The following is a 12,378-nucleotide window of genomic DNA, read 5'->3' on the forward strand; positions in this document are numbered from 1 at the left end:
GTCGACGAGGTTGGCTAGCGGGTGTGGCCGTCTTTGCCGGGGGTGCGTTGGGTGGTGGGTTGGGTGCGTTCGCCGGCGGTGGCGCCGCCGCGGGTCTGGGCCGGGGTGACCGGGGGCAGGGCTGCGGCTCTGACGGAGTTTGCGAGGTCGCCGGACAAGGCTGGGCGGGCGCTTTGGGCGGCGGCCGCCCGGGCGATTGTGGTGAGGGCGTCGGGGGAGACAGTGCTGTTGGGGCCGGTGCCGGGCCGGACGTCGCCGTGTGCCATCGCATCGCGTTGGCTGGTTCGGAACGCTCGCTTGTCCGCTGCTGTCGTCATGTTCCCTCCTCGTCGAGGTAGACCACGTAGTTGATTCCGACGGAGACCGACAGAGGTTTCCTGGCCGGCTTGTTGCTGTACAGGTGGATCTCCGCACCCGGTGGGGTCCACACCGCCAGGTGACGGCGGTCGGTGCCCGCGCCGGGTGACCACTCATCGACGAAGCCGGGACCGCTCTCGCTTCCGACGTACGCCGGTTGTCCCCAGTGCCGGCGGGCGAGGTCGAACTTCGCCGGCCAGTGCTCGTCCAGGCCGGCCGCCGCCGCGTCGATGTCCGAAGGCCCGATCGCGAACGCGACCCAGCCGCTGAAGGGGCTGTGCGGGAGGATCTGGTCGTCGTACACGGCCAGCTCGGTGTTGCGCCGGGTGAGGAAGCCCCAGCCGTCGAGCTGGTCGTCGATCACCGTCTTCCGGCCGACCGGCCACGGCCGCCACTTGGTCGCGGACTTGACCCTCCGGATCAGCGCGCGGACGGGAACCGGACCTGTCTCACCGGCGTGCGGACCACCGAGCCGGCGCCAGTCGCGGACCTCGGCAAGGTCCGCCATCGCACGGTCGTCGTCGTCCAACGGCCGATCCAGTGTCTTCATCCCTGCGAAAGTTAGTGGCCCACGGGGTCAGACCAACAGCAAAACAGCCGCCCCGGGGAAACTCCCCGGGGCAGCTGTGCAGTCGGATCGCGGTCAGTGCATCGCAGCGGCCGCGGAAGCCTCGACGGACTCCTCGCCGCCCTCCGGCTTGGGGCCGTCGGAGCGACCGGCCAGGCGCTGCTCCGGGGTGATGATCGCCAGGATCAGCGCGATCGCCAGGAACGGGAGCGAGACCAGGAACACGTCATCCATCGCGTCGACCAGCCCGTGCAGGGCGAAGCCCTTCATCGGCTCCTTCAGCGCATGCAGTGCCTGGACGCTGTTGGCCGCCTTGGCCAGTCCGTCGACCATCGACTGCGTGGCGTTCGGAACGATGTCGGTCAGGTGGGTCTTCAGCCGAGTGGTCAGAACGGCGCCGTAGACCGCAGTGCCGATCGCGCCACCCATCGAGCGGAAGAAGGTCATCGTCGAGGTCGCCGTACCCATGTGCTGCCGGGGCACGCTGTTCTGCGCGGCGGTGACGGTGATCTGCATCGACAGACCCAGACCGGCGCCCATCACGAACATGTAGATCGCCAGCTGCCAGTACGGCGTGGTCAGGCTCAGCGTGGACAGCAGCACCATCGCGCCGCTGACCAGGACCGCGGAGATGATCGGGAAGTGCTTGTACCGGCCGCTCTTGCTCATCATCTGGCCACTCGGGATCGACGCGGCGAAGATACCGACGATCATCGGCAGCAACGCCAGACCGGAGCGGGTCGGCGACAGGTCCTTGACGGCCTGCAGGTACAGCGGCAGGAAGATCAATGCGCCGAACATCGCGAACCCGAGCAGGAACGCGTACCCGGCGTACCCGGAGAAGATCCGGCCCTTGAACAGGTCCATCGGGATGATCGGTTCGGCCACCCGCAGCTCGATCAGGACGAAGGCGACGGCCAGTACGACGGAAGCGGCCAGCAGGGCGACCGTGGTGCCGTTGCCCCAGCCGTTGCTCGGGCCGCTCCAGGAGATCGCGAGCAGCAGCGTGGTGACCGCGGCGGCGACCGTCGAGGCGCCCAGGTAGTCGATCTTGTGCGAACGCCTCACGTGCGGGAGCTTGAGCACGGCGGCGACGATGCCCAGGGCAACGAGTCCGATCGGCAGGTTGATCCAGAAGATCCAGCGCCAGCCGGGACCGTCGGTGAGCAGACCGCCGAGCAGCGGGCCGGCCACCGAGGACAGGCCGAAGACGGCACCGAAGTACCCCATGTACTTACCGCGCTCGCGCGGCGGGATCACGTCGCCGATGGTGGCGAACGCCAGCGACATCAGACCGCCGGCGCCCAGACCCTGGACGGCGCGGAAGCCGATCAGCTGCTCGATGTTCTGCGACATCGCGGACAGCACGGAACCGGCGAGGAAGGTGACGATCGCCGCGATGAACAGCGGGCGGCGGCCGTACAGGTCGGAGATCTTGCCCCACAGCGGGGTGGAGGCGGTCGAGGTCAGCAGGTACGCCGTGACCACCCAGGACAGCTTGTCCAGGCTGTTGAACTCGCTGACGATCCGCGGCAGCGCCGTACCGACGATGCTCTGGTCCAGCGCGGCCAGGAACATGCCGGCCATCAGGCCGCCGAGGATGACCAGGATCTGCTTGTGGGACAGGTAGCTCGGACCGCTATCAGGCGCAGCGCCGCCGGCGGTGGCGGGCTCAGTGGTGCTCATCTGGTGCTCTCCAGGTTGTTGTCGGTGTTCTCGCGGGGGGCGGGATCGCTGCCGGCCGCAAAGTCTTCGTCGGTACGGCGCTCTGCCGGCGAGGCGGGACGCAGTCGCGGAGCGACCGCTGCCCAGCCCTTGTCGGCCCAGGCGCTACCGGAGGGGGTGTCGGTGAGGGCGGTGACGCCGTCGGCGAACCGGGTCATCAGTCGCTCGAAGGTCTGTACGTCGTCCTCGGACCAGCCCTCCATCGCCGCGCTGAGCAGCTCCATCCGGCGGCGGGCGCTTTCCTCCCACTGCTCGATGCCCTGCTCGGTCAGCTCGACCCGGAAGGCGCGGCCGTCGTCGGGATCGGGGGAGCGGCGGACCAGGCCCAGCTGCTCCAGCGCCCGGATGTGCCGGCTCGCGGTCGAGGCGTCCAGCTCCATCCGCGCGGCCAGGTCGGACAACCGCAGTGCGCCACTGCACCGCAGCACGAACAGCGCCACGTGCGCGCTGTGATCGATCGTGTCGCCGGGCTGCTTGGCCTTCAGCCGGCGGCCGACCCGGGTAAACGCGTGCATGACGCCCTCGATGGGCGTCTGCGGGGTGTACGGGTCGTTTACTTGCATGCTGCAAGCATATACATGCTTGCGTGATACACGCAAATGAGTTTCCAAGGTTCCTGAGTGAGTCGCCACCCATTTACTCTCGGTCGCCGGCCGATCACTGACCGCAGTGGGGGAGAATCGGTGCACGAACATCAGACGGCGAAGGGTTGCGTTTTGTGACGCGGACAGCGGTAGTGACCGGTGGCGGATCCGGGCTGGGGCGGGAGATGGCGCTGGCCCTGGCGGCGGCCGGGTTCGAGGTGACCGTGACCGGCCGGACGGAGGAGAAGTTGCGCGAGACCGTGGCCGACGGTGGCGAGCGGGTGCGGCTCGCGGTGCTGGACGTGGCCGACGGGGACGCCGTACGGGCGTTCTTCGATGGGCTCGAGCGGATCGACGTACTGGTGAACAACGCGGGGACCGGGGCGCCGGCCGCACCGGTGGAGAAGGTCTCCGAGGAGGACTGGCGGCGGGTCGTCGACACCAACCTGACCGGCTCGTTCCTGTGCGCGCAGGCCGCGTTCGCGCTGATGCTGCGGCAGGATCCGAAGGGTGGCCGGATCATCAACAACGGGTCGATCTCGGCGCACGTACCGCGGCCGCAGGGGATCGCCTACACCGCGAGCAAGCACGCGATCAGCGGTCTCACCAAGGGTCTCGAACTGGAGGGCCGGGAGCACGGGATCACCGCGTGCCAGATCGACATCGGCAACGCCGCCACCCCGATGACCGAGCGGATGGGGCAAGGGGTGCTGCAACCCGACGGGTCGATCGCCGTCGAGCCGACGTTCGATCCGCGGATCGTCGCGGACTTCGTGGTCCGGATCGCGCAGTTGCCGACCTCGGTCGCGGTGCCGACGCTGACCGTGATGGCGGCCGGAATGCCGTACGTCGGCCGGGGTTGACCTCCAGCGCTGTTGAGGTTCTACCGTCACGGGATGGAACCGCCCAAAACGACAAGAAAAGTGTCGGGAGGTCCGTCTAGGGTCGGGCCCGTGGATGAGCAGCGGGAGTCCTTGGTGCACGTCCGCGGGCTGCGGAAGTCGTACGGCGACTTCGAGGCGGTGCGCGGGATCGACCTGGACGTGTGGAAGGGCGAGGCGTTCGGCTTCCTCGGGCCGAACGGCGCGGGCAAGTCGTCGACGATGCGGATGATCGGCGCGGTCTCACCGACCAGCGGCGGGACCCTGCGGATCCTCGGCCTGGACCCGGCCACCGACGGCCCGTCGATCCGCGCCCGGCTCGGCGTCTGCCCCCAGGACGACACCCTCGACACCGAGCTGACCGTCCGGGAGAACCTGACGATCTACGGGCGGTACTTCGGTCTCAGCCGGGCCGAGGCCCGGAGCCGCTCGGACGAGCTGCTCGAGTTCGTCGCGCTCACCGAGAAGGCGAACGTCAAGGTCGACGAGCTCTCCGGCGGGATGAAGCGGCGGCTGACGATCGCCCGGTCGCTGGTCAGCAAGCCGGACCTGCTGCTGCTCGACGAGCCGACGACCGGCCTCGACCCGCAGGCCCGGCACCTGTTGTGGGACAAGCTGTTCCGGCTCAAACAGGCCGGCGTGACACTCATCATCACCACGCACTACATGGACGAGGCCGAGCAGTTGTGCGATCGGCTCGTCGTGATGGACGGCGGCCTGATCGCGGCCGAGGGTTCACCGGCCGACCTGATCCGGGACTACTCGACACGCGAGGTGACCGAGCTGCGGTTCGGTCCGGACGTGATGCTGTCCGACCACGATGCGCTGGAGGACAAGGTGGCCGACCTGGCCCAGCGCATCGAGGTGCTGCCGGATCGCCTGCTGCTCTACACCGACGACGGCGAGCGCGCGGTCGCCGCCGTCCACGAGCGCGGTCTGGAGCCGGCCGCGGTGCTGGTCCGGCGCTCGACACTGGAGGACGTGTTCCTCCGGCTGACCGGGCGGACGCTGGTGGACTGATGGCGCTCGCACTGGAGAACGGGCGTCGCCAGTTCGACTACTGGCTGACCGTCTACAAACGGACCTGGAAGGGCACACTGGTCACCAGCTTCGTGTTGCCCCTGCTCTACCTGGCCTCGATGGGCATCGGGCTCGGCTCGTTCGTGGACAGCAACGGGACCGGTGCACTCGGTGGCGTGAGCTACCTGCAGTACATCGCGCCGGGCCTGCTGGCTTCCACCGCGTTGCAGATCGCTGTCGGCGAGGCGACGTACCCGGTGATGAGCGGGCTGAAGTGGCAGAAGTTCTACCACTCGATGATCGCGACGCCGCTGCGGGCGGCCGATGTCGTCTACGGGCAGTTGGGGTTCATCGCCTTCCGGGTGTTCAGCTCGTGTGCGGTGTTCATGGTGGTGATCACGCTGTTCGGCGGGCTGAAGTCGCCGCTCGGGGTGCTCGGACTGCCGGTCGCGCTGCTCGTCGGGATGGCGGTTGCCGGTCCGGTCGCGGCGTACGCGAGCACGCTGGAGAACGACGCGGGCTTCGCGATGATCTTCCGGTTCGGCGTGGTCCCGGCGTTCCTGTTCTCCGGCGCGTTCTTCCCGGTCTCGCAGTTGCCCAACTGGATCGAGTGGCTGGCCTACGTCAGCCCGCTGTGGCACGGGGTGGAGCTGGCCCGCGCGCTGAGCCTGGGCACGGTCAACCCATGGCTGGCTCTCGTCAACATCGTCTACCTGCTGGCCTGGTTCGTGGGCGGCACCTGGCTAGCCGTCCGCGGCTTCTCTAAGAGGTTGATCCGCTAATGGCTGTATTGATGGCCGGGCCTTCGGCGCCGGCGGGGTCATGGGGCTTTTACTCCCGGCCTTCCCTCGTCGCTCCAGTCGCTTCGCTCCCTCCGCTCCTCAGTCCAGGCCGGGAGGCCCCATGACCGTGCTTTTGGCCGGGCCTTCGGCGCCGGCAGGGTCCTGGGGCTTTGACTCCCGGCCTTCCCTCGTCGCTCCAGTCGCTCCGCTCCCTCCGCTCCTCAGTCCAGGCCGGGAGGCCCCATGACCACGATCGCAGCCCGGGTTGTTCCGGTTCCGGTTCGTCTTGGCGGCGGGCGGCATATCGTCGAGCGGAACTTCCTGCTGTACCGGCGGTCGTGGGTCGTGTTCCTGTCCGGCTTTGTGGAGCCGGTCTTCTACCTGCTCTCGATCGGCATCGGGGTCGCACATCTGGTCGGCGACTTCACGCTGTCCGACGGCACCACGATCGCGTACGCCGCGTTCGTCGCGCCGGCGATGCTGGCGAGTTCGGCGATGAACGGTGCGATCTTCGACTCGACGTACAACATCTTCTTCCGGATGAAGTACGCCAAGCTCTACGACTCGATGCTGGCCACGCCACTGCGACCGTGGGACATCGCCACCGGCGAGGTGACCTGGGCGCTGCTGCGAGGTGCCTGCTACGCGGCGATGTTCGTCGTGGTGATGCTGATCATGGGTCTGGTGTCGTCCTGGTGGGCTCTGCTCGCGCTGCCGGCCGCGGTGCTGATCGGGTTCGCGTTCGCGGGTGCGGGGATGGCGCTGACCACGTTCATGCGCAGCTGGCAGGACTTCGAGTTCGTGCAGCTGGCGATCATCCCGATGTTCCTGTTCTCGGCCACCTTCTACCCGGTCGAGACCTACCCGGCCGCGATCCGCTGGCTGGTGGAGATCACCCCGCTCTACCAAGGCGTCGTCCTCGAGCGTGCCTTCACCACCGGCACCGTCAGCTGGTCACTCCTGATCAACGCCATCTACCTCGCCGCCATGGGCACCATCGGCATGTACGTCGCCTCCCGCCGCCTCGGCAAGTTGCTGTTGAAGTAGTCACTGAGTGCGATCTGGTGGAACCGGAGGGTTTACGGGGGCGTCGGAAAGGCATGATCCGGCGGGTGAGGAATCCGATCGGGGCGTTGCGGCGCAGTCAGCAGGTGCGGGCCGAGTTGAAAGCACCCCGGGAGCGGCTGCCAGGTGGGCGGCGGCGCTGGATCCGGTCGTCGATGGACTGGCTGATCGCCGAGTTCGGGCGGGACGTCCTGCTCCGGCCGATCGTGCTGCCGGCCGACCTGATCCCGGCCGGGTACGACGGCAGCATCGCGGCGGCGGAGCAGTTGTGCGAGCGCGTCGCCGAGCGGATGGGTCTCGAGCCGGGGCAGTGCGGACTCAGCTTCGAGTTGGCGGGCGAAGGTATCCGCAGGCCGGCGTATCGCAAGTCGGCCCTGACGGCGTCGGTCGTGAAGGAGCCATCGGGCCGGTGGATCCGTGGTGCTGACGGCAACCAGATCCACCTCGCGCCCACGCTCGCCGCCGACCCGGTGGCCTTGATCGCGATCTACGCCCACGAGGTCGGGCACGAACTGCTGCTCGGCAGCGGCCGCATCTCGTTGGCGCGCCGCCCCGACCACGAGCCGTTGACCGACCTGCTGACCGTCTTCTACGGACTCGGGATCTTCACCGCCAACGCGGCGTACGAGCGTCGCCCTCGACCGAACGGCCGTGGCAAGCAGCCGCTGGCGCGCGGGTACCTGCGCGAGGCGGCCCTGGCCGATGCGCTCGCCCACTACGCCCTCCTGCGTGGCGAACGCCGCCCGGACTGGGATCGCTTTCTCGACCCGCCGGTCCGCCGCGGGATGCGGAACCAGTCGGCCATCCTGCACCGGTGAACTACTGCTTCAGCAGCTGCCGCAGCCACCACACGGCGCCGCGGAACATGGACTCGCGGCTCGGCCCGGACAGGTGGTCCGGCAGGTGCAGCGAGGTCATCGTCTGATGGAGTGCACCTAGTTCGTTGGCCAACTCGAGAGCCCGGCGCAGGTCGGCCGGCGACGCGTACTCCTCCCACTCGGCCAGGTAGGCGTCGGTCAACCGCTTGTCCTGCGAGATCGGTGAGCGCTCCTCGGTGAAGGTCACCAGATCCAGGAACGGGTGGGACACCGACCCGTCGGTCCAGTCGAACGACAGCGCCCGGCCGTCCCGGACCGCGACGTTCCGCGGGTGCAGGTCACCGTGCAGCAGCGTCTCCGGTACGCCGATCGCCGCCAGCTCGGTGATTGCCTCGCGCAACTGTTCGGCCCGGCGCGGCAGCAGCGCCCGCTCGGCGGGTTCGAGCCGGTCGGTCGCCGGGTTCGGCCCGAGGAGGCGGTCGAGCTCGGCCTCCAGAACCGCGAGCCGACGGTCGACACAGCTGAACTCGAACAGTCGATCCGACTGATACACATAGCTGCGCTGCAATCTGGCGTGCCCCCGCAGTGCGTCGATCCACACCGCGATGTCGGCCTCGCCGGCCAACGGCGGTCCCAGGTCGGGGAGAAGCATCCAGGCCCGCTTCTCGTCGATCGCCAGGGGCCCCGGCACCGACCCGGGTCGATCCTCCGACAGCTTCTGCAGCAGCAAAGGCTCATGGGCGAACAACAGTGGCAGTGCGTCCGGTCCAGCCGGCCGGATCGTGCTGGAGTGTGCAAGCGCCTTGAAGTAGACGTCCCCGTTGATGCGCAGTACGTTCGACAACCCCCACGAGCGCACCTGTGTCCACGAGCCCGCAACGTGCTCGGCGATCCAAGGCAGGGCTTCGTCGTACCAGTCCGGCATCGTCCACGCCGGGGTGACGGGGGAGTCCGCCGGCAGGGCGAGGTGTTGCCGTGCGGCGACGACCGCCGGGTCGTCGACGTCGTGCACCCAGCGAGCGTCTTCCGGTACTGCGCCGGTCGAGACCATCAGGTAGATCATCGGCTCTTCGCTGAGGCAGGTCAGCACAGCGGCCTCGATACCGGCCAGGGCGTTCAGCACCGGCTCGACGTCCGGGAACCAGACCTTCTCGGTGAACTCCACCTGCGGCAGACCCGACGGCAGCATCAGGACAGCCTGGTCGGAGGCCCGCACCACGACGGCTGTGATCTCCATGAGCTGCAGCGTATGTGGCCGGTGCAACGGCTTTTCCTGCGTAGGGTGATGAGCGTGATCGATGCCAAGGACATCGCGCGGGCGGCGGACCTGTTGCATGACGTGGTCGCGCCGACGCCGCTGGAGTACTCGCGGTGGCTGAGTGAACTCGTCGGCGGAGACGTGTTCCTGAAATGCGAGAACCTGCAGCGGACCGGGTCGTTCAAGCTGCGTGGTGCGTACGTGCGGATGGCCCGGCTGACCAAGGCCGAACGCAGGCGCGGCGTGGTCGCGGCCAGTGCCGGCAACCACGCCCAAGGCGTCGCGCTGGCGGCGCAGCTGCTCGGGATCAAGTCGACCGTGTTCATGCCGCACGGCGCCCCGATCCCGAAGGAGAAGGCGACCCGCGCGTACGGCGCCGAGATCCGTTTCGTCGGAACCTCGATCGACGAGTGTCTACGGGCGGCCCGGGAGTTCGAGGCCGAGACCGGTGCGGTGCTGATCCACCCGTTCGACCATCCCGACATCGTGGCCGGTCAGGCGACCACCGGGCTCGAGATCGTCGAGCAGTGCCCGCAGGTGCGGACGGTCGTCGTACCGACCGGTGGAGGTGGACTCGTCGCGGGGATCGCGTCCGCGATGCAGCGTGACGGGGTGCCGATCGAGGTTATCGGCGTACAGGCCGCGGGTGCGGCGGCGTACCCGGCCTCGCTGGAAGCCGGCGAGCCGGTGCAGCTCGACCACATGGCGACGATGGCGGACGGGATCGCGGTCGGGCTGCCGGGCAAGGTGCCGTTCGAGACGGTCCAGCGGTACGTCGGGGAGATGCGCACGGTCGGCGAGGATTCGTTGTCCAAGGCCCTCTTGCTGGTACTCGAGCGCGCGAAGCTCGTGGTCGAGCCAGCCGGTGCGGCTGCGGTGGCCGCCGTACTCGACGAGCCGACGCGGTTCAAGCCGCCGGTCGTGGCGGTGCTGTCCGGTGGCAACATCGACCCGCTGCTACTGATGCGGGTCATCCGGCACGGCATGGCGGCAGCCGGCCGCTACCTGTCCTTGCGGGTGCGGATCCCGGACACGCCGGGCGGGTTGGCCAGGCTGCTCACCCAGCTCGCGGACCTGGACGTCAACATCATCGAGGTGCTGCACGAACGCATCTCGGAGACGCTGCACCTGGACGAGGTCGAGGTCGCCTTGCAGCTCGAACTGCGCGGCGAGGATCACCGTGGGCGGGTGCTGAGCACGCTGACGAGCAACGACTACACCTACACGCTCAACTGATCAGTCGAGCGGTGCGCAGCTCTTCACCAGCGGGGCGTGCAGCCGCTCGGCAAGGACCTGGCGCTGGGTGGGCTTGGCCTCGGTCTGGCGCTGCAGGCCGTCCTCGGTCAGCCGGACGTTGACAGCGCGACGGTCTTCCGGGCACATGTGGCGCTCGACCAGGCCGGCCACCTCGAGGCGGCCGATCACGCGGGACAGGGCGCTCTGGCTCAGGTGCACGGACTTGGCGATCGTCGCGACCTTCGCGGACTGCTCGGGGAGCTCGGCGAGACGCTCGAGCACTTCGTACTCACTCATGCCGAGCGAGTGACCGGTCTGCAGGGCCCGGTCGAGGGCGCAGGTCAGGTCGGCATGGCGGGCGAGTAGCTCGCGCCATTCCCTGACATCAGCACTGACATCGGCGCTGGTCTCACCAGTCCCAACGCTGACCTTCGTAGCGGCCATGGGTGCGACGTTATCATGCATGCGCAATCAATGCAAGCACATTTAATGCCTAGACATTAGATGCATGTGCATGGAATAGTCTCCCCTTGTGACACAGACAACGCAAACCACATCACCGGCTCGCATGACCTGGGACGCGCGCCTCTGGGGCGCTCTCCTGGTGGTCTGCGGCGTGATCTTCCTCGACGGCCTGGACGTCTCCATGGTCGGCATGTCCCTGCCGTCCATCGGCTCCGACCTGAACGTCTCGCTCTCGTCCCTCCAGTGGGTCGTGACCGGCTACGTGCTCGGGTACGGCGGCCTGCTGCTGCTCGGCGGCCGGACCGCCGACCTGCTCGGCCGCCGCCGCGTCTTCCTGATCGCGCTGGCCGTGTTCGCCGCGGTCTCGATGCTGAGCTCGCTGGCCACCAATCCCGAACTGCTCATCGCCGCGCGGTTCGTCAAGGGCGTCGCCGCCGCGTTCACCGCGCCCGCCGCGCTCTCCATCATCACCACGACCTTCCACGAGGGCCCGGATCGCAACCGCGCCCTCAGCATCTTCACCACCTGCGCCGCCAGCGGCTTCTCGATGGGCCTGATCCTGGGCGGCGCGCTGACCGAGGTCGGCTGGCGCTGGACCTTCCTAATGCCCGGCCCGGTCGCTCTGATCGTGCTCCTGTTCGCGATCAAGCTGATCCCGAACAGCCCGCGGGACGAGGTCGCCGGCGGGTACGACGTACCCGGTGCGATCACCGTCACCGGCGGCATGCTGTCCCTGGTCTACGCCGTCGTCGGCGCCGAGCACGCCGGCTGGGTGTCGGTGCAGACCTTCGGGATGTTCGCCCTCGCGATCGTCCTGCTGGGCGCCTTCGTCGCGATCGAGTTGCGGTCCAAGCACCCGCTGGTCCGGCTCGGCATCCTGCGCAACGCCTCGCTGCGGCGGGCGAACCTGGCCATCCTGACCGTGTTCGGTGCGTACGTCGCCTTCCAGCTGATCGGCACCCTGTACATGCAGAACCTGCTCGGCTGGTCGTCGTTCGAGACCGCGCTGGCGTTCCTGCCGGCCGGCCTGCTGGTCGCCACCCTGTCGCCGAACGCGGGCAAGCTGGCCGACCGGTTCGGGACCGAGACGATGATCATCACCTCGATGGCGCTGTTCGTCGCCGGATACGCCCTGTCGCTGCGGATCGGCCCGGAGGCGGCGTACTTCTCGACCGTCTTCCCGACGATCATGCTGCTCGGGCTCGGCTTCGCGATCGGGTTCCCGGCGCTGAACATCCAGGCGGTGTCGGGGGTCCCGGACCACGAGCAGGGGCTCGCGTCCGGACTGTTCAACACCTCCAACCAGGTCGGTGGCGCGGTGGTCCTCGCGATCGTGACCGCGGTGATCAGCAGCCAGTCGGCTGGTGTGACCACGCCGGCCGGGATGCTGTCGGCGTACAAGCCGGGGCTGGGTGTGGTGACCGGGATCGCGGCGCTCGGCCTGGTGATCGCACTCACCGGTCTGCGTGGTCTGAAGGCTCGCCGGGCCGCCGAGGACGCGGAGACCGCTGAGCTGGCCGCCGTACAGAACGAACTGGCCGAGGAGGAGATGACCCCGGCCGCCTGACAACAACAACCAGCTCTTCCCGGAGCTGTGCGGTTGATAGAGACGCAGTTGC

13 protein-coding genes are annotated in these 12,378 nt (G+C 68.5%); 7 read left to right on the top strand and 6 right to left on the bottom strand.

The features are described 5' to 3' along the window. Positions 1-14 precede the first annotated feature (14 nt). The 4 genes from ACZ3HV_RS13130 to ACZ3HV_RS13145 all read right to left on the bottom strand — a co-directional run bounded on the left by ACZ3HV_RS13130 (position 15) and on the right by ACZ3HV_RS13145 (position 3,213). Positions 15-317: a hypothetical protein gene (locus ACZ3HV_RS13130; protein ID WP_465683912.1), complete on the bottom strand. Its 303-nt coding sequence runs from the start codon at positions 315-317 to the stop codon at positions 15-17. Continuing rightward, positions 314-907, bottom strand: a complete 594-nt coding sequence (locus tag ACZ3HV_RS13135; RefSeq protein ID WP_465683914.1) for a hypothetical protein — start codon at positions 905-907, stop codon at positions 314-316. Before ACZ3HV_RS13135 ends, ACZ3HV_RS13130 begins: the two co-directional genes overlap by 4 nt. A 93-nt stretch (positions 908-1,000) precedes the next feature. Continuing rightward, positions 1,001-2,611 (bottom strand): MDR family MFS transporter, encoded by a 1,611-nt coding sequence (locus tag ACZ3HV_RS13140; protein WP_465683916.1) that lies wholly within the window; start codon positions 2,609-2,611, stop codon positions 1,001-1,003. Then, positions 2,608-3,213, bottom strand: coding sequence for a MarR family winged helix-turn-helix transcriptional regulator (locus tag ACZ3HV_RS13145; protein WP_465683918.1), 606 nt, complete (start codon positions 3,211-3,213; stop codon positions 2,608-2,610). The genes ACZ3HV_RS13140 and ACZ3HV_RS13145 overlap by 4 nt, the downstream gene beginning before the upstream one ends. A gap of 155 nt (positions 3,214-3,368) precedes the next feature. Between ACZ3HV_RS13145 and ACZ3HV_RS13150 the strand changes: the two genes are divergently transcribed. The 5 genes from ACZ3HV_RS13150 to ACZ3HV_RS13170 all read left to right on the top strand — a co-directional run bounded on the left by ACZ3HV_RS13150 (position 3,369) and on the right by ACZ3HV_RS13170 (position 7,800). Then, complete coding sequence (locus tag ACZ3HV_RS13150) at positions 3,369-4,097, top strand: SDR family oxidoreductase (RefSeq protein ID WP_465683920.1); 729 nt, start codon at positions 3,369-3,371, stop codon at positions 4,095-4,097. A gap of 90 nt (positions 4,098-4,187) precedes the next feature. Then, a complete protein-coding gene (locus tag ACZ3HV_RS13155; protein WP_465683922.1) occupies positions 4,188-5,135 on the top strand; it encodes an ABC transporter ATP-binding protein in 948 nt (315 codons plus the stop codon). After that, positions 5,135-5,917, top strand: a complete 783-nt coding sequence (locus ACZ3HV_RS13160) for an ABC transporter permease (RefSeq protein WP_465683924.1) — start codon at positions 5,135-5,137, stop codon at positions 5,915-5,917. The genes ACZ3HV_RS13155 and ACZ3HV_RS13160 overlap by 1 nt, the downstream gene beginning before the upstream one ends. Before the next feature lie 243 nt (positions 5,918-6,160). Continuing rightward, positions 6,161-6,964: an ABC transporter permease gene (locus tag ACZ3HV_RS13165; RefSeq protein ID WP_360362643.1), complete on the top strand. Its 804-nt coding sequence runs from the start codon at positions 6,161-6,163 to the stop codon at positions 6,962-6,964. Between the two features lie 65 nt (positions 6,965-7,029). Then, the gene (locus ACZ3HV_RS13170) at positions 7,030-7,800 is read left to right on the top strand and encodes a hypothetical protein (protein ID WP_465683926.1); all 771 of its coding nucleotides are present in this window, start codon (positions 7,030-7,032) and stop codon (positions 7,798-7,800) included. 1 nt (position 7,801) lies between these two features. On the opposite strand, the gene ACZ3HV_RS13175 is transcribed toward ACZ3HV_RS13170, so the two are convergent. After that, entirely contained in the window at positions 7,802-9,037 is a 1,236-nt protein-coding gene (locus ACZ3HV_RS13175; protein ID WP_465683928.1) for an aminoglycoside phosphotransferase family protein, read from the bottom strand. Positions 9,038-9,085: 48 nt separating this feature from the next. Between ACZ3HV_RS13175 and ilvA the strand changes: the two genes are divergently transcribed. After that, complete coding sequence (gene ilvA, locus ACZ3HV_RS13180; protein ID WP_465683930.1) at positions 9,086-10,294, top strand: threonine ammonia-lyase; 1,209 nt, start codon at positions 9,086-9,088, stop codon at positions 10,292-10,294. On the opposite strand, the gene ACZ3HV_RS13185 is transcribed toward ilvA, so the two are convergent. Then, positions 10,295-10,738, bottom strand: coding sequence for a MarR family winged helix-turn-helix transcriptional regulator (locus ACZ3HV_RS13185; protein WP_465683932.1), 444 nt, complete (start codon positions 10,736-10,738; stop codon positions 10,295-10,297). 124 nt (positions 10,739-10,862) lie between these two features. On the opposite strand from ACZ3HV_RS13185, the gene ACZ3HV_RS13190 reads away from it, so the two are divergent. Then, positions 10,863-12,326: an MFS transporter gene (locus ACZ3HV_RS13190; protein WP_465683934.1), complete on the top strand. Its 1,464-nt coding sequence runs from the start codon at positions 10,863-10,865 to the stop codon at positions 12,324-12,326. Positions 12,327-12,378 lie beyond the last annotated feature (52 nt).

The sequence above is a fragment of the Kribbella sp. NPDC020701 genome (assembly GCF_055562215.1).

Bases quoted from the DNA above. Each gene is read 5' to 3' on its own strand.
- ACZ3HV_RS13130 (WP_465683912.1), bottom strand. From the start codon at position 317: ATGACGACAGCAGCGGACAAGCGAGCGTTCCGAACCAGCCAACGCGAT.
- ACZ3HV_RS13135 (WP_465683914.1), bottom strand. From the start codon at position 907: ATGAAGACACTGGATCGGCCGTTGGACGACGACGACCGTGCGATGGCG.
- ACZ3HV_RS13140 (WP_465683916.1), bottom strand. From the start codon at position 2,611: ATGAGCACCACTGAGCCCGCCACCGCCGGCGGCGCTGCGCCTGATAGC.
- ACZ3HV_RS13145 (WP_465683918.1), bottom strand. From the start codon at position 3,213: ATGCAAGTAAACGACCCGTACACCCCGCAGACGCCCATCGAGGGCGTC.
- ACZ3HV_RS13160 (WP_465683924.1), top strand. From the start codon at position 5,135: ATGGCGCTCGCACTGGAGAACGGGCGTCGCCAGTTCGACTACTGGCTG.
- ACZ3HV_RS13165 (WP_360362643.1), top strand. From the start codon at position 6,161: ATGACCACGATCGCAGCCCGGGTTGTTCCGGTTCCGGTTCGTCTTGGC.
- ACZ3HV_RS13175 (WP_465683928.1), bottom strand. From the start codon at position 9,037: ATGGAGATCACAGCCGTCGTGGTGCGGGCCTCCGACCAGGCTGTCCTG.
- ilvA (WP_465683930.1), top strand. From the start codon at position 9,086: ATGAGCGTGATCGATGCCAAGGACATCGCGCGGGCGGCGGACCTGTTG.
- ACZ3HV_RS13185 (WP_465683932.1), bottom strand. From the start codon at position 10,738: ATGGCCGCTACGAAGGTCAGCGTTGGGACTGGTGAGACCAGCGCCGAT.
- ACZ3HV_RS13190 (WP_465683934.1), top strand. From the start codon at position 10,863: ATGACCTGGGACGCGCGCCTCTGGGGCGCTCTCCTGGTGGTCTGCGGC.